General features: G+C 71.0%; 18 protein-coding genes. 5 read left to right on the top strand and 13 right to left on the bottom strand.

Annotated elements, in window-relative coordinates; translation table 11 throughout:
* Positions 1 to 28: 28 nt before the first annotated feature.
* Complete coding sequence (locus AC0NZN_RS15725) at positions 29 to 1423, bottom strand: M50 family metallopeptidase (RefSeq protein WP_474593261.1); 1395 nt, start codon at positions 1421 to 1423, stop codon at positions 29 to 31.
* Between the two features lie 63 nt (positions 1424 to 1486).
* Here AC0NZN_RS15725 and AC0NZN_RS15720 point away from each other — a divergent pair, with 63 nt between their 5' ends.
* The gene (locus AC0NZN_RS15720; RefSeq protein WP_474593260.1) at positions 1487 to 3178 is read left to right on the top strand and encodes a Mur ligase family protein; all 1692 of its coding nucleotides are present in this window, start codon (positions 1487 to 1489) and stop codon (positions 3176 to 3178) included.
* Between the two features lie 3 nt (positions 3179 to 3181).
* Here AC0NZN_RS15720 and dxr read toward each other — a convergent pair whose 3' ends face one another.
* Positions 3182 to 4264: a 1-deoxy-D-xylulose-5-phosphate reductoisomerase gene (gene dxr, locus AC0NZN_RS15715; protein ID WP_474593259.1), complete on the bottom strand. Its 1083-nt coding sequence runs from the start codon at positions 4262 to 4264 to the stop codon at positions 3182 to 3184.
* Positions 4265 to 4352: 88 nt separating this feature from the next.
* The gene (locus tag AC0NZN_RS15710) at positions 4353 to 5309 is read right to left on the bottom strand and encodes an FKBP-type peptidyl-prolyl cis-trans isomerase (protein ID WP_474593258.1); all 957 of its coding nucleotides are present in this window, start codon (positions 5307 to 5309) and stop codon (positions 4353 to 4355) included.
* A gap of 219 nt (positions 5310 to 5528) precedes the next feature.
* Here AC0NZN_RS15710 and AC0NZN_RS15705 point away from each other — a divergent pair, with 219 nt between their 5' ends.
* Entirely contained in the window at positions 5529 to 6215 is a 687-nt protein-coding gene (locus AC0NZN_RS15705; protein ID WP_474593318.1) for a lysophospholipid acyltransferase family protein, read from the top strand.
* A 28-nt stretch (positions 6216 to 6243) separates the two neighbouring features.
* On the opposite strand, the gene AC0NZN_RS15700 is transcribed toward AC0NZN_RS15705, so the two are convergent.
* On the bottom strand, positions 6244 to 6714 hold the full coding sequence (locus AC0NZN_RS15700) for an OsmC family protein (protein ID WP_474593257.1): 471 nt from the start codon (positions 6712 to 6714) through the stop codon (positions 6244 to 6246).
* Positions 6715 to 6786: 72 nt separating this feature from the next.
* Between AC0NZN_RS15700 and AC0NZN_RS15695 the strand changes: the two genes are divergently transcribed.
* Together AC0NZN_RS15695 and ald are read left to right on the top strand one after the other, a co-directional pair.
* Complete coding sequence (locus AC0NZN_RS15695; protein ID WP_474593256.1) at positions 6787 to 7776, top strand: asparaginase; 990 nt, start codon at positions 6787 to 6789, stop codon at positions 7774 to 7776.
* A gap of 37 nt (positions 7777 to 7813) precedes the next feature.
* Complete coding sequence (gene ald / locus AC0NZN_RS15690; RefSeq protein WP_474593255.1) at positions 7814 to 8929, top strand: alanine dehydrogenase; 1116 nt, start codon at positions 7814 to 7816, stop codon at positions 8927 to 8929.
* 44 nt (positions 8930 to 8973) lie between these two features.
* Here the strand turns inward: ald and AC0NZN_RS15685 are convergent, their stop codons facing one another.
* From AC0NZN_RS15685 to AC0NZN_RS15660, 6 genes are all read right to left on the bottom strand, one after another.
* Positions 8974 to 11757: an FtsK/SpoIIIE domain-containing protein gene (locus AC0NZN_RS15685; protein WP_474593254.1), complete on the bottom strand. Its 2784-nt coding sequence runs from the start codon at positions 11755 to 11757 to the stop codon at positions 8974 to 8976.
* A gap of 60 nt (positions 11758 to 11817) precedes the next feature.
* Complete coding sequence (locus AC0NZN_RS15680) at positions 11818 to 12606, bottom strand: PP2C family protein-serine/threonine phosphatase (protein ID WP_474593253.1); 789 nt, start codon at positions 12604 to 12606, stop codon at positions 11818 to 11820.
* A 70-nt stretch (positions 12607 to 12676) separates the two neighbouring features.
* Positions 12677 to 14713, bottom strand: a complete 2037-nt coding sequence (locus AC0NZN_RS15675; RefSeq protein ID WP_474593252.1) for an ABC transporter ATP-binding protein — start codon at positions 14711 to 14713, stop codon at positions 12677 to 12679.
* The gene (locus AC0NZN_RS15670; protein WP_474593251.1) at positions 14710 to 16443 is read right to left on the bottom strand and encodes an ABC transporter ATP-binding protein; all 1734 of its coding nucleotides are present in this window, start codon (positions 16441 to 16443) and stop codon (positions 14710 to 14712) included. The genes AC0NZN_RS15675 and AC0NZN_RS15670 overlap by 4 nt, the downstream gene beginning before the upstream one ends.
* 1 nt (position 16444) lies before the next feature.
* Complete coding sequence (locus AC0NZN_RS15665; RefSeq protein WP_474593250.1) at positions 16445 to 17083, bottom strand: TetR/AcrR family transcriptional regulator; 639 nt, start codon at positions 17081 to 17083, stop codon at positions 16445 to 16447.
* Positions 17084 to 17177: 94 nt separating this feature from the next.
* The gene (locus AC0NZN_RS15660) at positions 17178 to 18149 is read right to left on the bottom strand and encodes an aldo/keto reductase (protein ID WP_474593249.1); all 972 of its coding nucleotides are present in this window, start codon (positions 18147 to 18149) and stop codon (positions 17178 to 17180) included.
* Positions 18150 to 18301: 152 nt separating this feature from the next.
* Between AC0NZN_RS15660 and AC0NZN_RS15655 the strand changes: the two genes are divergently transcribed.
* Positions 18302 to 18886 (top strand): DUF4870 domain-containing protein, encoded by a 585-nt coding sequence (locus AC0NZN_RS15655; RefSeq protein ID WP_474593248.1) that lies wholly within the window; start codon positions 18302 to 18304, stop codon positions 18884 to 18886.
* 104 nt (positions 18887 to 18990) lie between these two features.
* Here AC0NZN_RS15655 and AC0NZN_RS15650 read toward each other — a convergent pair whose 3' ends face one another.
* Genes AC0NZN_RS15650 through AC0NZN_RS15640 form a run of 3 tightly spaced genes read right to left on the bottom strand, consistent with a single transcriptional unit; the run spans position 18991 to position 22783 of the window.
* Positions 18991 to 20433, bottom strand: a complete 1443-nt coding sequence (locus AC0NZN_RS15650; protein ID WP_474593247.1) for an aldehyde dehydrogenase (NADP(+)) — start codon at positions 20431 to 20433, stop codon at positions 18991 to 18993.
* Complete coding sequence (locus AC0NZN_RS15645) at positions 20433 to 21635, bottom strand: acyl-CoA dehydrogenase family protein (RefSeq protein ID WP_474593246.1); 1203 nt, start codon at positions 21633 to 21635, stop codon at positions 20433 to 20435. Before AC0NZN_RS15645 ends, AC0NZN_RS15650 begins: the two co-directional genes overlap by 1 nt.
* Positions 21632 to 22783: a CaiB/BaiF CoA transferase family protein gene (locus AC0NZN_RS15640; RefSeq protein ID WP_474593245.1), complete on the bottom strand. Its 1152-nt coding sequence runs from the start codon at positions 22781 to 22783 to the stop codon at positions 21632 to 21634. The genes AC0NZN_RS15645 and AC0NZN_RS15640 overlap by 4 nt, the downstream gene beginning before the upstream one ends.
* Positions 22784 to 22808: the final 25 nt, after the last annotated feature.

The following is a 22808-nucleotide window of genomic DNA, read 5'->3' as shown; positions in this document are numbered from 1 at the left end:
CGGACCCGGCGGGAGCCTCTCAGCCTCGTCAGCCGAACAGCGAGACCGGATTGACGAGGTCCGCGATGATCAGAACGGCGCCCATCACGACGAGCGCGATGACGACGACGTACGTCACCGGCACGAGCTTCGCGGCATCCACCTGCGCGGGCGGCGGCCGGTGGAAGAGCTTCGCCCACGAGCGGCGCGCGCCGTCCCACAGCGCGATGGCGACGTGGCCGCCGTCCAGCGGCAGCAGCGGGATGAGGTTGAAGACGAACAGGGCGATGTTCAGGGATGCGAGGAGCCCCAGCATCCCGGCCGCCCGGTCGAGCACCGGCGCGTCGGAGGACGCGACTTCGCCGGCGAGGACGCCCGCGCCGACGATGCTCAGTGGTCCGTTCGGGTCGCGCTGGCCGCCGGTGACGAGCGTCTCGGCCGTCTGGTAGACCTTGACCGGCATCTGCCACACGATCCCCGCGACGGCGCCGACGTTCTGTGCGGCGGCGGCGGGGCCGTCCCAGATGGGCTGTCGCACGTACTGGAGCTGCGGGCTCACGCCGACGAAGCCGACCTGGGTCGTCTGGGTCGTGCCGTCGGCGTTCTTGATCGGGACGCCGGAGGCGTCGGTCTTGTCGCGCGTCGCCAGCATCGGCGTCACGGTGAGCGTCTGCGTCCGCCCGTCGCGGCGGATGACGAACGCGAGGTCCTGGTTCGGCGCATCCCGGACGATCGCCGACACCTCGGCGAAGGTCGAGACCGCCGTGCCGCCCACCGAGACGATCTCGTCGCCTGCGCGCAGGCCTGCCTGAGCCGCGGGCGACGCGGGGTCGGATGCCTCGCATGTCGTCCGCTGGGCGCCGGCGGGGATGACGCACTCGGACACCGAGCCGACGGTCGTCGTGGCGGTCTTCACCCCGATGCCGCTGAACAGGATCGCGAACAGCACGACCGCCAGCAGCAGGTTCATGGTCGGGCCGCCGAGCATGATGACGATGCGCTTCCACACCGGGAGCTTGTAGAACACGCGGTCGTCGTCGGCGCCGTGGAGGGTCTGGTCGTTGGCAGTCTGCGCATCCTGGACCATCGTTGCGAAGAACCCGCCGCCGGCGCGGCCGTCCCGGGGTCGCCCATCGCTCGGCCCGGCGCTCCCGGTGACGTGGCCGGCTGCCGATCCGGCGGCCGATGCCTCGGAGAGCTCGGCGGAGGGCGGGTACATGCCGGCCATCGAGATGTAGCCGCCGAGCGGGAGTGCCTTGACGCCGTACTCGGTCTCGCCGGAGGTGCGCGACCACAGCGTCGGGCCGAACCCGATCATGTACTGACCGACCCGCACCCCGAACTTCTTGGCGGGGTACAGGTGACCGAGCTCGTGCAGCGCGATGGACACCGCGAGTCCCACCACCATGATGAGGATGCCGATCACGAACGCCACGACTGTCACCTCCCCAACGGTACTCGTGCGCGCTTTGAGTTAGCCCAACAGCCGGGAGAAGATGGATGCGCCATGCCGACATCCCCTGACTCACCGGTGAACCCCGCCGCGCCTGCCAACCTGCCCCCCGTCCTCCGGCCGGAGCACCCTCCGGTCCGCTCGCTCGACGACCTCGCCCGGCGCTTCGGCGGGAAGCTCCGCGGCGAGCCCGGGGTCACTCTGACGGGCATCACCCTCGCCACCGCCGACCTGCGCCCCGGGGAGGCGTTCGTCGCGATCCGCGGCGTCAATCGCCACGGCGCCGAGTTCGCGCGGACAGCGGCCGAGAAGGGCGCCGTCGCGGTCATCACCGACGCGGACGGTGCCGCGATCGCCGCACCCTCCGGCCTGCCGATCGTGGTCGTGGACGACCCGCGCGCTCTCCTCGGCGACCTGTCGGCGTGGGTCTACGGCACGGGTCCGGATGACGACATCCCCACGCTCTTCGCGACGACCGGCACGAACGGCAAGACGAGCGTCTCGCACCTGCTGGAGGGCATCCTCGGCCAGCTCGGCGTGACCACCGGACTCTCGTCGACCGCCGAGCGGCACATCGCCGGCCAGGTCATCGTGTCACGGCTCACGACCCCGGAGGCCTCGGAGTTCCACGCGCTCCTCGCGCTCATGCGCGAGCGCGGCGTCGAGGCCGTCGCCGTCGAGGTGTCCGCCCAGGCGCTCAGCCGGCACCGCGTCGACGGGCTCGTGTTCGACGTCGCCGGGTTCACGAACCTCAGTCACGACCACCTCGACGACTACGCCGACATGCGCGAGTACTTCGAGGCGAAGATGGCGCTGTTCCGCCCCGACCGCTCCCGGCGCGCGGTCATCTCGCTCGACTCGGAGCCCGGCGCCGAGGTCGCCGAGCGTTCGGAGGTGCCGTCCGTCACGATCGCGACACCGGCGATCGCCGCCGATCCGGACGCGGCGGCGAGCGCCGACTGGATCGTCGAGATCCTCGAGGAGCGTCCGACCGGCACCGAGTTCCGGCTGTCATCCCGTGACGGACGCAGCCTCACCACTGTCGTGCCGGTCATCGGCCGCCACATGGCGGCGAACGCGGGCCTCGCGATCGTCATGATCCTCGAGGGCGGCTACGCGTGGGAGGCCCTGGTCGACGCGCTGGATGCCTCGGCCGGCGGCTCGGGCCGCATCGAGGCGTATCTGCCCGGACGCACGCAGCTCGTCTCGGGCGAGAGCGGACCCGCGGTCTACGTCGACTTCGGACACTCCCCCGACGCGTTCGAGAAGACGCTCGCCGCGGTGCGCCGCGTCACGCCCGGCACCGTGCTGTTCCTCTTCGGCGCCGACGGCGATCGCGACGCGACCAAGCGCCTCGACATGGGGCGCACCGGCGTCGAGGGCAGCGACATTCTGGTCATCACCGACCACCACCCCCGCTTCGAGGACCCGGACTCGATCCGCGCGACCCTGATCGAGGGCGCGCGCCGCGCGCAGCCGGATGCCGTGATCCTCGAGTACACGCCGCCGGAGCGCGCCATCATCGAGGCGGTCGCGCTGGTCGGCGACGGCGACGCGATCCTGTGGTGCGGGCCCGGGCACCAGGACTACCGCGACATCCGCGGCGCCCGCACCCCGTACTCGGCCCGTGAGCTCGCCCGGCGCGCACTGCGCGATGCCGGCTGGCCCGTGCCCGAGCCGCACTGGCCCGTGCCGTACCCGGACGACGAGACGCCGCTGTCGGATCCCGAGAGGGAGTGGCGCTAGGCCTCAGGCCCGCGCGATCGCGCGGTCCGCAGCATCCCTCGCCCAGCGCTCCGCCTCGGCGAGCGTCTCGCGCGTGAGCGCGTCGGGAGCGTCGTGCGCATCCACGACGCGCTGGATGGTGTCGACGATGCCGAGGAACGACAGCCGCCCCGCGTGGAAGGCATCGACGGCCTGCTCGTTCGCGGCGTTGAACACCGCGGGATAGGTTCCTCCCGCGCGCCCGACCCCCTTCGCGAGCGCGACGGCGGGGAAGGCCTCGTCGTCGAGGGGTTCGAAGGTCCAGGATGCCGCCGCCGTCCAGTCCAGGGGACGGCCCGCGCCGCTGACCCGGTTCGGCCAGTCGAGGCCCAACGAGATGGGCAGCCGCATGTCCGGGGGTGAGGCCTGCGCGATCGTCGAGCCGTCGCAGAACTCGACCATCGAGTGCACGATCGACTGGGGGTGGACGACCACCTCGATGTCTCCGAACGCGATGTCGAACAGCAGGTGGGCCTCGATCACCTCGAGGCCCTTGTTGACCAGTGTCGCGGAGTTGGTCGTGACGACCCGACCCATGTTCCAGGTGGGATGCGCGAGCGCCTCGGCAGGCGTCACATCCCGCAGCGAGTCCCGCGAGCGTCCGCGGAACGGTCCGCCGGAGGCGGTGACGACGAGCCGTCGGACCTCGGAGTGCGCACCCGCGCGGAGGGCCTGAGCGATCGCGGAGTGCTCCGAGTCGACGGGCACGATCTGGCCGGGGGCGGCGAGCGCCGTGACGAGGTCACCTCCGACGATCAGCGATTCCTTGTTGGCGAGCGCGAGCGTGCGTCCCGCCTCGAGCGCGGCGAGCGTCGAGCCGAGGCCCACCGACCCGGTGATGCCGTTGAGCACCACGTCCGCCTCGACATCGCGCACGAGCTGCTCTGCCTCGCCGGCGCCGAACGCGGTGTGCTCGACACCGAACTCCTCGGCCTGGGCGGCCACGGCATCCCGATTCGAGCCGGCGGCGAGACCCACGACCTCGAAGCGGGTGGGGTTCGCCCGGATGACGTCGAGCGCCTGCGTCCCGATCGAACCGGTGGAGCCGAGGATCAGGATGCGCCGCACGAACGTCAGCCTAGCGAGGTGCGCGCAGACGAATGCGCCCCCGGAGTCATCACCGGGGGCGCATTCGCAGCTGTGGCGGACCCGCCGCCTACTGCGTGGTCGTGTGCTGCGTGCCCAGGATGTCGACGACGAAGATGAGCGTCGAGTTCGCCGGGATCGAGCCCTGCGCCGTGGTGCCGTAGCCGTCGGCCGGCGGGATCACGACGAGCACCTGCGAGCCGACCGTCTGGCCCTCGAGTGCCTTCTGGAAGCCCTTGACGACACCGGTGGTCTGGAAGCTCGCGGGCGTGCCGCGCTTCCAGCTGGAGTCGAACTCCTTGCCGTCGCTCCACAGGACGCCCTTGTACTGCACGAGCACCTGGTCGCCGGAGGCCACGGTCTCGCCGTCGCCCTTCTTCAGCGTGACGATCTTGGTCTCGGTCGGGGCGGTCGCGCCCTTGGGGATCGCGATCGAGGGCTCGCCGTCCTTGGCGAGCTTCACCGTCGGCATGCCGTCCGTCGAGGCGGACTGGGCGGCGCCCCACGCCTTGGCGGGAACGACGCTCAGCAGGTCGAGGACGTAGACCTCGCCGGGCGCGGTCTCGGTGCTCGGGAACGCGGCGACCACGCGGGTGCCCACGGGCGCGCAGCCGAAGACCTGGCCGAGCGGGCTGTCGGCCGAGATCTGCGACGGCAGCACCTCGCCCTTCTTGTACCCGACGGAGCCGAGCTTGGCGCCGGTCTCGGTGTTGTAGGCGGTGAGCGCGTACCGCACGAGGTCTCCGGCCTTGACCTTCTGGCCGGTGCCCTGGGTGACGACCGTGCGCTGGATCTTGGAGACGGACAGCGGCTTGTCGAAGGTGGCGTTCGCCTCGCTGCCGATGGTGCCGGTCACCTTGACGGACTTGACCGCGTCGCCTCCCGACGCGGCGGCCGAGCAGAGGTCGGCCGCGGCCGACGCCGATGCCGACGGCGACGTCTTGGGCGTCGAGGACGCCGTACAGCCGGCGAGCAGGAAGGCCGCCACAGCGACGGCGGAAATTGCGGCGATCGGACGAATGCGCACGGAAACCTCACGGAAGGAAGAACAAGGGATGCCAGTCATCCTCTCGCATATTCGTGTGTCCGCGCTGAGAGGGGGGCCAGCGCACGCCCCATAACGGTGGGGGAATGCATCCGGGAGTACCCTCTACGAGTGACTGAAGCGGAGACCTACGCGTCGGACGATGCCGGGCAGCCCGAAGAAGAGCCGCGCACCGCCGGCTTCCTCTACGGACTCATCCGCATGATCCTGGTGCCGCTCGTGCGCATCATCTACCGGCCGCACATCGAGGGCAGGCAGAACGTGCCCCGCGAGGGCGCGATCATCTTCGCGAGCAATCACCTGTCGTTCATCGACTCCATCGCCATCCCCGTCGTCGCCCCGCGCACCGTCCACTTCCTCGCCAAGTCGACCTACTTCGAGGGCAAGGGCTTCTCCGGATGGCTCGTACGCGAGTTCTTCGGCGCGATCGGCGCGAGCCCCGTGCGACGCGGCGCGGGCCAGGCCGCGCTGGACGCGCTCGACCAGCAGCGCCGCATGCTCGAGGCCGGCCAGGCGACGGCGATGTATCCGGAGGGCACCCGCTCCCTCGACGGCCGCCTGTACAAGGGCCGCACCGGTGTCGCATACCTGGCCCTGCAGACCGGCGCGCTCGTCGTCCCGGTGGGACTGGTCAACACCGACAAGGTGATGCCCGTCGGCGCGAAGTTCCCGCGTACCCGTCCGCGCGTCTCGATCACGTTCGGCGAGCCGCTCGACCTGTCCAAGCACGGCACCGCCGAGTCGGGCAAGGCCCGCCGCCTCGCCACGGACGAGATCATGGCGTCGATCCATGCCCTCTCGGGGCAGGAGCTCGCGAATGCCTACAACGAGGCGCCCGCGCACGGCATCGAGCGGATCAAGCAGGTCCTGCCCCACGAGCGGCTCTGATCCTGTCGGCGCGACCGGGCTCCGCGGCTCAGGCGACGCGCACCGTCGGCTCGACACGCACCGGGAAGTTCACCGAGTTCGCGATGAAGCACCACTCGTGAGCCTGGCGGTGCGCATGCATCGCCGCATCCTTCATCGACTCCTCGGCGATGACCACGTGCGGCCGCAGGATCACCTCGGTGAACCTTCCCCCGCCCTGGCCGTCCTCGAACATGATGCCGATCGCCTTGTCGGTGTAGTCGCGGACGATCACCCCGGCCCGGACGCACGCGTGCAGATACGAGAGCAGATGGCACTCGGACAGTGAGGCGAGGAGCATGTCCTCGGGGTTCCAGCGGGCCGGGTCGCCCCGGAACGGCTTGTCCGACGACGCCAGCAGATCGGGCTTCCCGTGGATCGACAGGGTGACCGACCGGTCGTAGTCGCGGTATCCGCTGGTGCCGCTTCCGCGGTCGCCGGTCCAGACGGATGTGACGGTATAGCGGTGCTCGCCGAACATCCCGTCAGTATTCCACCCCGGACGCGCTCTGCGCCCTGGGTGATGCGTGGCGCCCCCAGTAGGCTGGGTTCCGTGCCGGAGACCTTCACAGCCGATGCCGCCATCGAGCTCGCCGTCGTCGAACGCAGCGGATTCATCGAGTCGCGGCACATCGGAGCAGCGATCGTGCTCGCACCAGACGGAACGGTCTCGGGCACGTGGGGCGACGCCTCCGCGCTGATCCTCCCCCGCTCGAGCATGAAGCCGCTGCAGGCGCTCGGCTCGATCACGGCCGGTGCGCAGGTGGAAGGCCCCCAGCTCGCGCTCTCGACCGCCAGCCACTCCGGCACGGACAGCCACGCCGCGGTCGTGCGCGGCATCCTGGAGACCGCCGGGCTCGGCGAGGAGGACCTCGGCTGCCCGCCCGCCTGGCCGAGCGACCAGGCGACACGCGACGACATGGTGCGCGAGCGCGACCAGCCCGCGCGCGTGCGCATGAACTGCTCCGGCAAGCACGCGACGATGCTGCTCGCCTGCACGGTCAACGGCTGGGACACCGCGACCTACCTCGAGCCGAACCACCCGCTGCAGATCCACATCCGCGAGCTCATCGAGCGGATGACCGGCGAGCGCATGGCGGCGATGGCGATCGATGGATGCGGCGCCCCGGTGTACGCCATGACGCTCGCGGGGCTGGCGCGCGCCATCCATCGCATCGGCGGATCGTCGGAGTCGTCGCCGTTCGCCCTGCACCGCGCGGCGGGTGCGCTCGTGCGCGCCGTGCGCGAGAACCCGTGGGGAATCGCCGGGCCGGGGCAGCCGGACACAGTGCTCATCGAGCGGCTCGGCGTGTTCGCGAAGGGCGGCGCCGAGGGCGTCCATGTCATCGTCGCGCCCGACGGCACGACGGTCGCCCTGAAGATGCTCGACGGCAGCGGCCGCGCCACGGCCGCCGTCGCCCTGCGCCTTCTCGAGAAGGCCGGAGCGCTTCGTTCGTCCGACGTCGCCGACGCGATGTCGCTGCTTCCGCTGTCGGTGCTCGGCGGCGGTCGTGATGTCGGGATCATTCGCCCGACCGTGTGAGGCTGCGCCGTTCCGGCGCACAGAAAGAGCGATATCAATGAGGATCAGCGTCCCCACCGAGGTCAAGAACAACGAGTACCGTGTCGCGCTGACACCCGCGGGAGTCCACGACCTGGTGTCGGCAGGCCACGAGGTCATCGTGCAGTCGGGTGCCGGGATCGGATCATCCATGCCGGATGACGAATACCTGGCGGCGGGCGCGACGCTCGTCGACGACCCGGCAGAGGTCTGGGCCCGCGCCGAGCTGCTGCTGAAGGTCAAGGAGCCGATCGCGTCGGAGTACGGGTACTTCCGCGACGACCTGGTGATCTTCACCTACCTGCACCTGGCCGCCGACCGGCCGCTCACCGATCGGCTGCTCGAGGACGGCGTCACCGCGATCGCATACGAGACCGTTCAGCTCGCGGGCGGCGGTCTGCCGCTGCTCGCCCCGATGAGCGAGGTCGCGGGGCGCCTCGCGCCCATGGTGGGCGCGTCGACCCTGATGCGCTCCGCCGGCGGCCTCGGCCTGCTCATGTCGGGCGTCCCCGGAACCCGCCCGGCTCGGGTCACGGTCATCGGCGGCGGCGTCGCCGGCGCGAACTCCGCCGTGATCGCCGCCGGCATGGGCGCCGACGTCACGATCTTCGACACGAACATCCAGCGCCTGCGGTTCCTCGACGACCACTTCCAGGGCCGTATCAAGACCGCCGCATCCAACCCCCTCGACCTTGACCGGGCGGTCGTGGATGCGGACCTCGTCATCGGCTCGGTGCTCATCCCGGGAGCGAAGGCGCCGAAGCTCGTCACCAACGACATGGTGGCGCGGATGCGTCCCGGCTCGGTGCTCGTCGACATCGCCGTCGACCAGGGCGGCTGCTTCGCGGACACGCACCCGACGACGCACGACGACCCGACCTTCATCGTGCACGGGTCGGTGTTCTACTGCGTCGCGAACATGCCGGGCGCCGTTCCCAACACGTCGACCTCGGCGCTGACCAACGCGACGCTGCCGTACATCCGGCAGATCGCGCGCCGCGGATGGAAGGACGCGCTGCGGGCGGACGCGGCGCTGGCCGGAGGCCTCAACGTCGTCGGAGGCTCCGTCGTCAACGCGGGTGTGGCCACGGCGCACGGACTCGAGCTCGGCTCGCTGGAAGACGCGATCGCCTGATCGACACAAGAGTGCGAGGGCCTCGGGGCTCCCGGGGCCCTCGCTCATCGCCCGGCGGGCATCCACTGCACGCGGACCGACCGCGTCCCGGGCCGGATCAGCCACCCCCGGCCTGCTCCCGGCGTGCAGTACGGCGGCAGCTCGCGGTCGCCCGTGAGGGCGCGGTAGTCGGGCCCGCACGCCGCGTCGATCAGCAGCTCGCCGCCCTCGCGCACCGTGTCCAGCACCCGCCATCCGCGCTGCCACGCCTCGGGATCGCCGACGACGACCGTGCGCAGAGCCTCACGGAGCTCGGTCGGCTCGGCCACCGATCGCACATCGACGACCCGATGATCGTCGAGGGCTGACGGCAGCGTCGTGCCGGCCCGGACGACCAGCCCGGTGACACCGTCCGAGGGCAGCCACCGGGGGACGGCCGCGGGTGCCGGAACCGGGGCCCCGTCCACCAGCGCGACCTGCACCGCTCGGCCGTCGAGCTCGCCCCGGCCGGGCGGGAGGTCTCGTCGCCACAGCTCCGGGCTGCCTCCTGCGGCCAGGTGATCCGAGCGGGTCGCGGATGCGAGGAGCAGCCGCCGCGGGATCAGCTCGGCGATGCGCGCGCTCGCCCCGGTCGTCCGCTGAAGGCCGACCACGAGCCGCACGCCCGCGTCGCCCGCTCCGCGGGCGACGCGCTCCAGCCGCTCGGCGATCACCTGCGCGTGCTCGAGAGGGTAGCGCCCGATGAGCGCATCGAGGTCGTCCACGGCGACCACCGTGCTCGCCGGAGCGTGTTCTGCCCGCTCGACGGTGTCCCATGCGCCTTCGGGGTCGCTCGGCACGATGAGAAGGCGGTCGGCGGCGACCTGCGCCGCGAGGGTCCGCAGGGCCGTGGAGCGCCCGGTGCCCGCGGCACCGGTGACGACGAGCCCTCGCTCGCGTGCACCGAGGACGACGCGCGGCTGGCGCTGGCGGTCGGGCTCGTCGGCGAGCCCGATGACGAGCTCGCCCTCCTCGACGGGGTCACCGGAGCCGAGGAGATCGACGAGTTCGATGCGCGTGCTGAGCTCGGGCAGCCACGGACGGCGCACGGCGGGCACAGGTGCGCAGCGCTCGCCCACCTCGGCGATCAGCTCGGTGCCGGTGAGCGCGACACGCAGGAGGTGCGGCTCGTGGTCGCCGGCGCGGCGGACGAGGGCGAGGCCGCGCGCCTCCGGCCCGCCCGGAAGGCCCGCCGCGGCGTCGGTGCCGACGACCGCACGGCTGTCCCCGGCATCCGTCACCCGCAGACTGATCCGCAACGGGCAGTTCGCGAGCAGCGCATCGCGTACCACGCCCGAGGCGCGCTGCGTTCCGAGGATCAGGTGCATCCCGAGCGCTCGTCCGCGGGCTGCGACATCCGTGAACACGGCGTGCAGATCCGGATGCATGCCGAGCAGGGCTGCGAACTCGTCCACCACGATGACGAGGCGGGCGAGGTCGCCGCGCTCGTCGCGGATGTCGCGCACGCCGGCCGCCGCGAGGGCGGCCTCCCGGCGACGGAGCTCCGCGCGCAGGCTCTCGACCGCCCGCCGGGCACCGGCCTCGTCGAGGTCCGTGATGATGCCGGCGACGTGCGGGAGCACGCGCAGAGGGTCGAACGCGGTGCCGCCCTTGAAGTCGACGAGCAGGAACGTGAGCTCGCCCGGCGGATGGGCCGCCGCCAGGGACGTGACCCAGGTGACGAGGAGCTCGCTCTTGCCCGACCCCGTCATTCCGGCGACGACGGCATGCGGGCCGTCGCCGACGAGGTCGACCGTGAGAGGAGACCGATCGCTGCGGCCGATGACCGCGGTGAGCGATCCGCGCGCAGCGGCAGGTCGCGCTCCGGCGGGAAGCAGATCCGCCAGCATCACAAGTCCGTCGCCGCCCCCAACCGTGCCCGCGCGGGCGGCGAGCGCTCGCGCGACAGCCTGCGCCTGGGCGAGGGCCACCGCCTCCACCTCGACGGTCTGCGACTCCCCCGCGTGCTGCAGAGTCGCCTTCGTCGGGCCCGTCAGGGTGAGCACGGCCCCGCATCGCGGGGGAACGTGCTCGCCGGGGATCACGCGGGCCAGGATGACGTCCGCCGACCCGGGCGACGATGCGCCCGGGCCGCACATGGCGACGCTCGGGGTGTCCGTCGAGCGCGAGGCCGCATGCGGCAGGTCGCGAACCCACGGTCGGTCGTCGTAGGCGCCGGGAAGGATGCGCAGCTCATCGGGCGACCGGTTGAGGCAGAGCTGCAGCAGCAGGGCCCGCAGGACGGCCTCGGCGAGCGGCTCGGGCCCGACCACCGCGACCCCGTCGGTCAGCGGCACGGTGACCGGAGCCCCGTCCAGCCGCATCGCTCGGGAGCGCAGCTCCGCGTCCGCGGCCCCGTCGCCGCCACCCGTCACACGGAGCGCGCTCGTCTGCACTCCCCTGCCGACGACGATCGCGTCGCGCCTGCCCGGGACGGGTCGCCACACACCGGCGTCGGTGAAGCACAGGGCCCCGGCATCCGGATGCCTGCTCTGAAGCGCCGCGCGCTCGGCGTCGTGACGATGCGCGATCTCATCCCCGACGCGCTCACGCGCAGCCGCCGCCTGACGCTCTGCGCGCCGGCGATCGCGCCGCGCGGCCCGCGCACCGTCCGCCAGTGTGGCGACGGCGATGAGCGGGCCGAGAGCGGCGAACCAGAGCATCGCGTACGACCCGGTGACGAGCGCGAGCGCCGCCGCACCGACGACCGGGACGACTGAGGCGAGAAGCGGCACGGGCGCTCGGCGTGCCGGCTCAGCGGGGGCGGGCAGGGTCAGCGGCGAGGAGGGGTCGACGGCGATCGGGCGCATCGCCCCAGTCCAGCGCGGCGTTCGCCGCGATCGGCCGCGCCACGTCCGGCCCGGGGAGGACTACTCGGCGGAGTCCTCTGTGGAGGAGACCTGGACGTTCAGGACGATGATCGTGATGTTGTCGCGGCCGCCGTTCTCGAGCGCGGCGGCGAGCATCGCGTCGACGGCCTTGGCGGGGTCGGCGTTCTCGGAGAGGAAGTGCTGGATGCCGTAGTCCGTGAGCTCCTTGGTGAGCCCGTCCGAGCACACGACGAAGCGGTCGCCGTCGACGAGGTCGAGGCGCACGTAGTCCGGGATGACGCCATCGCTCGGCCCGACGGCACGCGTGATGACGTTGCCGTAGGGGTGGTGCTCGGCCTCCTCGGGACTGAGCCGGCCGGCGGCGACGAGCTCCTGCACGACGGAGTGGTCCGTCGTGATCTGGATGAGGTCGTCGTCGCGAACGAGGTAGACGCGGGAGTCGCCGATGTTCAGCGTGACCCAATGGGGGTCGCCGGCGGCGGTGTCGAGGAAGACGCCGGTGACGGTCGTGCCGGTGCCGTCATCGGTCGCGCCGGGGTGGGCGGCGATGTCTTCGACGGCCTTCTCGAGCGCGGCCTCGATCGTCTGAGCCGTGACGTCGCCGGTCTCGGCGACGGCGCGCAGACGCTCGACGGTGCGGGAGCTCGCGATCTCGCCGCCGATGTGCCCGCCCATGCCGTCGGCCACGACGAACAGCGGAAACACCGTCATCACCGCATCCTGGTTGATCTCGCGCCGCAGACCCGTATCGGTGGCCGCGGCCCACGACAGGTGCAGCTCTCCATCTGCCAGCGGGACGGTCCGGACCTCCGTCGTCACGTCGGGCACACGACCTCCCCTCGACCGATCACACGCGCGGTACCGCGCGCGGACGGTGCCTCACATCCTAGTAGAACGCCTATGCACCGCCCACAGCGGGCGCGCCAGCGGGACGTGCAGCGGACACGCCGGCGGGGACGGTGTCGTCCTCCTCCTCGGCGGCACCCTCGAACTGCGCGTTGTACAGGCGCCAGTAGGCGCCCTTCGCCGCCAGCAGCTGTTCGTGATCGCCCTGCTCGACGATGCCGCCGTCCTCCATGACGAGGATGAGATGCGCATCGCGAATCGTCGACAGCCGGTGTGCGATGACGAACGAGGTGCGGTCCGCACGCAGTCGCGACATCGCCCGCTGGATGAGCAGCTCGGTGCGCGTGTCGACCGACGACGTCGCCTCGTCGAGGATCAGGATGCGGGGATCGGCGAGGAACGCGCGCGCGATCGTGATGAGCTGACGCTCCCCCATCGACAGGTTCGAGGCCTCGTCATCCAGCAGGGTGTCGTAGCCGTCGGGCAGGGCATGGACGAACCGGTCGACGTATGCGGCGGTCGCCGCCTGCACGATCTCCTCCTCGGTGGCGTCGGGCCGGCCGTACGCGATGTTCTCGCGGATCGTGCCGGAGAAGAGCCACGTGTCCTGCAGCACCATGCCGGTGCGCGCCCGCAGATCGGCCCGCGTCATCCGTCGCGTGTCGACGCCGTCCAGCGCGATCGTGCCGGTGTCGACGTCGTAGAAGCGCATGATGAGGTTCACGAGCGTCGTCTTGCCGGCGCCGGTGGGACCGACGATCGCGACCGTGCTGCCCGGCTCGGCCCTGAGGTTGAGGTCGTGGATCAGCGGCTTGTCCGCGACGTATCGGAAGTCGACGGCGTCGAATTCGAGGGTGGATGCGTCGTCCCCCGCTGTCTCGGCCGACTCCGGCTCGGGCGTCTCGTCCTTCTCGTCGAGCAGCTCGAACACGCGCTCGGCACTCGCGACACCGGACTGCAGAAGGTTCATCATCGAGCCGAGCTGGGCGAGCGGCTGGGTGAACTGGCGCGAGTACTGGATGAAGGCCTGCACGTCGCCGATCGAGATCACGCCGTTCGCGACCTGGATGCCGCCGACCACGGCGATGGCGACGTACACGAGGTTCCCGATGAACTGCATGGCGGGCATGATGATGCCCGACACGAACTGCGCTCCGAAGCTGGCCGTGTAGACCGCCTCGTTCTCGCCGCGGAAGTCCTCCTCGACCTCCTTCTGATGGCCGAAGACCTTGACGATGGAGTGGCCGGAGTAGGTCTCCTCGACGCGGGCGTTGAGCGTGCCTGTGGCCTTCCACTGCGCGATGAACAGCTTCTGGGAGCGGCGCGCGACCAGCACGGTCACGAGGAGCGTGAGCGGGATGGTAACGAGCGCGATGACGGCGAGCAGCGGCGAGATGGTGAACATCATGATCATGACGCCGACGACCGTGAGCAGGGAGATGACCACCTGCGAGATCGTCTGCTGCAGCGACTGGCCGATGTTGTCGACGTCGTTGGTGACGCGGCTCAGGAGCTCGCCGCGCTGAACGCTGTCGTAGTACGAGAGAGGCAGACGGTGGACCTTGTCCTCGACCTGTGTGCGCAGGCGGTGCATTCCGCGCTGGACGATTCCGTTGAGCAGGCGCGCCTGGAGGTATGCGAACAGGCTCGCGAAGACGTATAGCGCGAGCACGCCGGTCAGGATCATCGCGAGCTGCTGGAAGTCGATGCCGGCGCCCGGCGTGAAGGTCATGCCGGACAGCAGGTCCGCCTGCTGCGCGTGGCCCGTCGCGCGAAGACCGTCGATGATCTGCTGCTGCGTCGTGCCCGGGGGCACGTTCGCGAACTGCATCGATGCGAATCCGGCGACGACGACGTTGGTCGCCGCACCCAGGAGCTTCGGCCCCATGACGTTCAAGGCGACGCTGACCACGCCGAGCAGCACCACCACCACAAGGAGCGCCGCGTCGGGCTTGAGCGTGCCGAGGAGCCGCCTGGCGCTGGGCCCGAAGTTCTGCGCCTTCTGGACCGGCTGGCCCATCCCGCCGAAGGGTCCGCGTCCACCGCCCATCGGTCCGCGGCGCTGCTCCGCCTGCTGTGTGCTGCTCATGCTGCCGCCTCCACCGAGAGCTGCGATTCGACGATCTCGCGATAGGTGACATTCGTCTCGACCAGTTCGTCGTGCGTGCCGAGGCCAACGATGCGGCCGTGGTCGAGCACGATGATCTGATCGGCGTGCTGGATGGTGGACACCCTCTGCGCCACCACGATCTGCGTCGCATCGGGGAGATGCGTGTCGAGGGCGCGGCGCAGAGCCGCATCCGTCGCCAGATCGAGGGCGGAGAACGAGTCGTCGAAGATGTAGATCTCCGGACGTTTGACGAGCGCCCGCGCGATCGCGAGCCGCTGCCGCTGCCCGCCGGAGACGTTCGTGCCGCCCTGGGCGATCGAGCCTCCGAGCCCGTCGGGCATCGCACTGACGAAGTCGTCGGCCTGAGCGAGCTGGAGCGCGCGCCACAGGTCGTCGTCCGTGGCCCCGCTGTCGCCGTAGCGAAGGTTGGATGCCACCGAACCGGAGAAGAGGAATGCCCGCTGCGGGACGAGCCCGATGCGCTCCCACAGCTCGTCGGGGTCGTACTCGCGCACATCCACCCCGTCGATCGTGACGCTGCCCGACGTGACGTCGAACAGACGCGGGATCAGCCCGACGAGGGTGCTCTTGCCCGCTCCCGTCGACCCGATGATCGCCGTCGTCGTTCCCGGCTCGACCGCGAACGTGATGTCGTGCAGCACGGCCTCGTCGGCACCCGGGTACGCGAAGTCGACGTGGTCGAAGACGACGCGGCCCGCAGGAACCGGCGCGTCCGAGGGCTCGGCGGGCGCTGCGACCGACGCATCCGTCTCGAGGACCTCGCCGATGCGGTTCGCGCAGACCGCGGCGCGCGGGATCATGACGAACATGAAGGTCGCCATCATCACGCCCATGAGGATCTGCATCATGTAGCTCAGGAACGCGATGATCGTGCCGATCTGCGTCGTGCCGTCCTGCACCTGGAACGCCCCGAACCAGATCACCGCAACGCTCGAGACGTTCAGGACGAGCATGACCGAGGGGAACATCAGCGCCATGTAGTTGCCTGCGCGCCACCCGGTGTCGCGCACCTCGCCGCTCGCAGTCTCGAAGCGATCGCGCTCGTGGTCTTCGCGGACGAAGGCGCGGACGACGCGGATGCCGGTCAGCTGCTCGCGCATGACCTGGTTGACGCGGTCGATCTTGACCTGCATCGACCGGAACGCGGGGACCATGCGCGTCACGATGAGCGACACGATGATCAGGAGCACCGGGACGGCCACGAGCATCAGCCAGGACAGCCCCGGATCCTCCCTGATCGCGAAGATCATGCCGCCGATCGCCAGCATGGGAGCCGCCACCATGACCGTCGCCGACATCTGCACGAGCATCTGCACCTGCTGGACGTCGTTCGTGTTGCGGGTGATGAGCGACGGCGCACCGAACTGGCCGACCTCCCGCTGTGAGAACCCGACCACGCGGTGGAACAGGTCGCCGCGGAGGTCGCGGCCCATCCCCATCGCGAGGCGCGAGCCGAAGTAGACGGCGATGATCGCGCAGATGATCTGCCCGACCGAGACCATGAGCATCACGCCGCCGGTGCGCCAGATGTACGGGATGTCGCCCTTCAGCACGCCGGTGTTGATGATGTCCGCCTGCAGCGTGGGGAGCCACAGCGAGGCGATCGACTGGGCGAGCTGGAACACCACCACGCCGATGATGAGCGCCCACGCGGGCTTCAGATAACGAACGAGCAGCTTGCCCAGCATGTCAGTCCCTTCCGCTGTCAGCGTCGTCGCGGGGCTCGCCCGCGATGCCGTAGAGGATGAAGTGGACGAGCTCCTCGTCCGTGAGGCCCTGCGCATCGCCGAATCGGCGTGCGTTCGCCGCGACGCCGGCGATGCTCATGACGGCGGCGAGTCGGTCGACCGGGATCGTCAGGCGATCGGCGTCGCGCTCGAAGGCCGCAGCGATGGCCGTCCGGTATTCGTTGTCGTGCGGTCGATGCATGATCTGCGGGATGTCCTCGCGCGGCACGAGGGCCACCATCCGGAACATGCTCTGCATCCATACCCGCGTGCCGTGCACGAGGAGCGCCACCTTCTCCTCGAGCGGCAGATTCGGATCCACCAGCCCGTCCGCCATGCGCGCCTGCGACTGCTCCATGAAGGTCTGCACGGCCGCCCGTACGAGCGAGTCCTTGTCGCCGAAGGCGCGGAAGATCGTCCCCTCGGCGATCCCGAGCTCATCGGCGAGCTGCCGGGTCGTCAGCGCGGCGCCGTGCTCGAGGAAGAGCGGCACCGCTCGCTCGGCGATCATCCGTCTGCGGTCGTCGGGCGCCATCGGCTGCGCGCGCGTGCGCGCAGCGGCCTCCGCCCCCGACTCGTTCTCGGTGGATACGTCGATCACGGGTCGACTTTAGATGAGTGAGCACTCACTCCGCAATCAGATCATGTTCGCCTGCGGCGGACGACGCCTCCGCCGCCTCGGGAGGGCGACGGGATCACGCCGTCGCGGGCGCCGGGAAGAACCCGTCGATCGCGGCGAGGTCGTCCGCGCTCGGCGTCCAGGCGGAGGATGCCGCGGCATTCGCCCGCACCTGCTCGGCGCTCGTGGCCCCGGCGATGACGCTCGCGACCGCGGGGCGCGTCAGCATCCATCCGTACGTGGCCTCGAGCATCGTGATGCCGCGTTCGTCGCAGAACGCCTGATACGCCTCGAGCGCATCCCAGGGCGCGTCGCGCCACAGGTGCGGGCGCTGGCGCATGATGCGGCTCGAGTCGGGGCCGCCCGCGCGGCTGAACTTGCCCGTGAGCAGGCCGTTGAAGAGCGGGAAGAACGGGAAGAAGCCGAGCCTGAAGCGCTCGACCGCGGGCAGGACCTCGTTCTCCGCCGACCGTCGAAGCAGGCTGTACTCGTTCTGGGCCGAGACGAACGGCACGTCGTTGCGCAGCCGAGCGGTGAAGTGAGCCTCGGCGATCTGCCAACCGGCGAAGTTCGAGTGCCCGATGTATCGCACCTTGCCCTCGCGGACGAGATCGGTCAGCGCATCCAGCGTCTCGTCGATCGGGGTGGCCGGATCCGGCGTGTGCAGCTGGTACAGGTCGATCCAGTCCGTCTGCAGGCGCCGCAGCGATGCTTCCACCGCGCGACGGATGTAGGTGCGCGACGCCTTGCCGCCGCCGAGCGTCGCCGGACCCACCGCGGAGTGGCCGAACTTCGTGGCGATGACGACCTCGTCGCGACGACCGCGCAGGGCCTCGCCCATGAGCGTCTCGGAGAGCCCGAACTCCTTGCCGTACATGTCCGCCGTGTCGAGGAACGTGACCCCAGCGTCGATGGCGGCCTCGAGCACCTCGCGCGTGCCCTCCAGCGTCTCGGTGCGCGTGCCCGCACGGCCGAAGTTGTTGCAGCCGAGTCCGGCGGCCGAGACGAGGAGGCCGGATGCGCCGACCCTGCGCTGCTGTGTATCCATGAGCGACTCCCACCCTCTTAACCGATGTACGGCGCACGCCGGCGATCGTTGCGGCCGCCGGAGGCGCACGACTACCGTATCGATCAGCCTCGGCCATCGGCTGTGCGCGAGCAGTCTCCCCGAGTCACATCCAGATCAGAAAGGCACCTCTCATGAGCGACCCGAATGCGGCCGTGCCCGGAGACCCGAACACCCCGCCCCCCGCCCAGCCTCAGCCTCAGCCTGCCCAGCAGGCGCCGTACACACCGCCGCCCGCCGGAGCCCAGCAGCCTCCCCAGTACCAGCAGCCGCCCCGGTACCAGCAGCCGCCGCAGTACCAGCAACCGCCGCAGTACCAGCAGCCGCCCCAGTACGCGCCGGGTGCCGCCGCCCCGCTCTCCCCCGAGGCCGACCGTCAAGCGGCCATGTGGGCCAACATCGGCGGAATCGTCGGCTTCCTGCCGTCCCTGCTGATCTGGCTCATCCTGAAGGATCGCGGTCCTCGCACCAACGTCGAGGCGAAGGAGGCGCTGAACTGGCAGATCACCTTCACCATCATCTACGTCGCGCTCATCATCGTCGTCAACATCATCAATAGCGTCCTCTGGGCATCCGGCCTGGGCGCACTGACGTTCCTCGTCGGCCTACTGCCGTTCGCCCTCTGGGTGCTGAACATCGTCTGGTCGATCATGGGCGGCGTCCGTGTGAATGCCGGCGGCTCGTACCGCTACCCGATCAACTTCCGCTTCATCAAGTAGCAGCTCGGACGAAGGCCTGGATGCCGTCGCATCCGGGCCTTCGCCGTTTCCTGCGGAGGGAGAACACCGAACACGCGGCGCACAGCACCCGGCGCCGGGGGACGTCAGACGATCAGCGCGCCGTCCTCGCGGCGCGGGATGCCGAGCGGATTGCCGTCGCGCAGCTCCGCCGGCAGCACGGCCTGCGGTGCATCCTGATACGCGACGGGAGTGAGGAAGCGTCGGATCGCGGTCGCACCCACCGACGTGTGCACCGACGCCGTCGAGGCCGGCCACGGACCCCCGTGATGCTGGCCCCACGCGATCGCCACACCCGTCGGCCAGCCGTCGTAGAGCACACGCCCGGCCACCCGCGACAGCGCGCGCGTCAGTCGGTCGAGCAGCCCGGGATCATCGGATGCGGCGTGCCGCACCGTGCCGGTGAGGCTGCCTTCGAGCAGCCCCAGGGCGCGGTCGAGGTCGCCGCCGGGTGCCGGGTCGTCGTACCGGACGAGGAGGGTCAGCGGCCCGAAGTGCTCGTTCTGGAACGTCTCCGGGTCCGCGGCGAACGCTGCCGCAGTCACGCCGAGGACGATGGGCGCGGATTCCGGCGCCGCGACGCGCGGAGCGACGATCGCCTCGACGTCGCCTCGACCCGCGAGGGCGGATGTGCCGTCGGCGAAGGCGGTGGTCATCCCGTCGGTGAGCAGCCGCTGCGACTGAGCCTCCGCCACGGCGGAGGCTAGAGCGTCTTCGAACCCCGTGCCGCCCGGGACGAACACGATGCCGGGCTTGGTGCAGTACTGGCCGCCGTCTCGCGTGAACGAGCCGGCGAGGCCGGCAGCCAGCCCGACGGCGTCCGCTTTCGCGGCCAGCGGCGTGATGACGACCGGATTCACCGACCCGAGCTCGCCGTAGAACGGGATCGGATCGGGCCGCGAGACCGCGATGTCGAACAGCGCCCGGCCGCCGCGCGTCGATCCGGTGAAGCCCACCGCGCGCACGAGCGGATGACGGATGAGCTCGACGCCCGCCTCGACCCCCTCGACGAGCACGAGGGCGTCCGCGGGGGCGCCCGCATCCGTCAGCGCCGTCCGTGCCAGAGCGGCGACGCGGCGCGACAGTTCAGGGTGGCCCGGATGCGCCTTGACCACGACGGGACATCCGGCGGCCAGTGCCGACGCGGTGTCGTTGCCCAGCACCGAGAAGGCGAAGGGGAAGTTCGACGCGGTGAAGACCGCGACCACGCCGATCGGGCGCAGCATGCGGCGCAGGTCGGGGCGCGGCGGGATCGTCGAGGGGTCGGACGCGTCGATCGTGGCCTCCAGGTAGGAGCCCTCGGCGCAGACGTCGGCGAAGAACCGGAGCTGCGTCGCCGTGCGCACGACCTCTCCCGACAGGCGCGCCTCGGACAGATGCGTCTCGCGGTGGGCGAGCGCCACCAGCTCGGCTGCGTCCGCCGCGAGGGCGGCCGCGAGCGCGCGCAGCCACGACGCGCGGTCGGCCCGCGAGGAGTCGGAGAATCCGGATGCCGCGGCCGCGCGCACGGCCTCGTCGACGCCCGCCATCAGAACGCGCTCAGTCCGGTCATCGCCCGGCCGAGGACGAGCTGGTGGATCTCGTCGGTGCCTTCGTACGTGCGCACCGACTCGAGATTCGCGGCATGGCGCATGACCGGGAAGTCGCCGGTGATGCCGTCGCCGCCGAGGATCGTCCGCGCCTCGTGCGCGATCTTCAGGGCCTCGCGCACGCTGTTGAGCTTGCCCACCGAGATCTGGGCCGGCGTGAGGGCGCCGCGCTCCTTGAGTCGGCCGAGGTGGAGGGCCAGCAGCATCCCCTTCTCCACCTCGAGCAGCATGTCGGCGAGTTTGGCCTGCGTGAGCTGGTTGGCCCCGATCGGCTTGCCGAAGACCTCACGCGTGATCGAGCGCTCGAGGGCGACCTCGAGGCACGAGCGCGCAGCGCCCATGGCTCCCCAGACGATGCCGTAGCGCGCCTCGTTGAGGCAGCCGAACGGACCGGACAGCCCCTCGGCGCCGGGCAGAATGTCATCCGCCCCCACCCGCACGCCGTCGAGCGCGATGTCGCACTGCACCGACGCCCGCATCGACAGCTTGCCCGAGATCGGGGTGGCCGTGAAGCCGGGCGTCCGGGTCGGGACGAGGAAGCCCCGCACCGCCCTGCCGCCCTCCCCGAACTGCGGGTCGTCGACGCGCGCCCAGACCACGGCGACGTCGGCGAGCGAGGCGAGGCCGATCCAGCGCTTCGCGCCGTCGATCACCCACCCGTCGCCGTCGCGGCGGGCCGTCGTCGTCATCGCGGCCGGGTCGCTTCCGCCCTGCGGCTCGGTCAGGGCGAAGCATCCCACCAGCTCCCCCGCGGCCATCCCGGGCAGCCAGGCCTCCTTCTGCTCCTCGGACCCGTACTTCGCGATGGCGCTCATCGCCAGCGAGCCCTGGACCGACACGAACGTGCGCCAGCCACTGTCGGCGGCCTCTAGCTCGAGGCACACCAGGCCGTACGAGACGGCGCCGGCACCGGCGCATCCGTAGCCCGTGATGTGCATGCCGAGGAAACCCGCCTCGCCGAGCTGCGGGATCAGCTCGCGGCGGAAGTGGCGGTTCTCGAAGTCCTCCTCGATGACCGGCAGGATGCGGTTCTGCGCGAAGGCCCGCGCCTTCTGCTGCCAGGCCCGCTCCTCATCTGTGAGCAGCGCGTCGAAGTCGAACACCTGGTCGATGCGGGGGTTCGCGACCTGTGCGATCGTCATGTCGGGTCCTCTCTCGGGAGCCAATCGGCGCCGGCGTCGCGGTCGAGCGACGGCGGCGGGGTCAGGTAGGCGGCGGGGGTGCCGGCGAGCCCGATCGGGCTCGAGATCGTGCGGCTCGCGCCGAGCGCGACGACCGGGTCGAGGCCGAGACGGTCGGCGAGGGCGATGGCTTCGCCGATGTCGTTGACGAGACCCGACGGCACGCCGGCGGCGGTGAGCCGGCCGACCCAGTCGGCGGCGGATGCCCCCGCGAGCGCCCGCTCGAGCTCCGCCGTCAGCTCCGCGCGGTGAGCGACGCGGTCGGCATTCGCGGCGAAACGCGCGTCGACGGCGAGCGACGGGATGCCGAGCACCCCGGCGAGAGCGGCGAACTGCTTGTCGTTGCCGACCGCGATGACGAGGTCGCGATCGGCCGCACGGTACACCGCGTACGGCGAGATCGAGGGATGCGCGTTGCCCAGGCGTCGGGGGGCGGCACCCGTGGCGAGCGTCGAGGCGGCCTGGTTCGTCAGGGCCGAGAGGAGGCTGTGCAGCAGGTTCACCTCGACGTGCTGGCCGCGCCCCGTGCGGTCGCGCTCGCGCAGGGCGAGCAGGATGCCGGACACGGCGTTGAGGCCGCACAGGACGTCGACCAGTGCGACGCCCGCCTTGGCCGGTGCGCCCTCGGGGTCTCCGGTGATCGACATCAGCCCGCCGACCGCCTGCACGAGCAGGTCGTAGCCCGCGAGCGCGGCGCCGGGGCCGGCCCCGAAGCCCGTGATGGATGCGTACACCACACCCGCGTTCGAGGCGGCCACGGTCTCGTAGCCCAGGCCGAAGCGATCCATGACGCCGGGGCGGAAGTTCTCGACGACGACATCGGCGGTGCTCGCGAGGCGCCACGCCTCGGCGCGGCCCGCATCCGTCGCCAGATCGAGGCGCACAGACCGCTTGTTGCGGTTGACGCTCGCGAAGTAGGTCGCCATGCCGTCCGCGTCGACGGGCGGATGCCAGTGCCGCGTGTCGTCGCCGGCCGGCGGTTCGATCTTCACGACGTCGGCACCGAAGTCGGCGAGGGTCATGGTGGCGTACGGGCCGGCGAGGACCCGTGAGAAGTCGGCGACGCGCACGCCGGCCAGCACTCCCCGTTCCCGGTTCACGTCATCCATCGTCGGCCTTCCGCGTCGTCACGCG

It is taken from the genome of Microbacterium sp. sgz311019 (assembly GCF_056135325.1).
The sequence above is the reverse complement of the archived record's forward strand: the minus strand, read 5'-3'. Positions and strand labels throughout refer to the sequence as shown.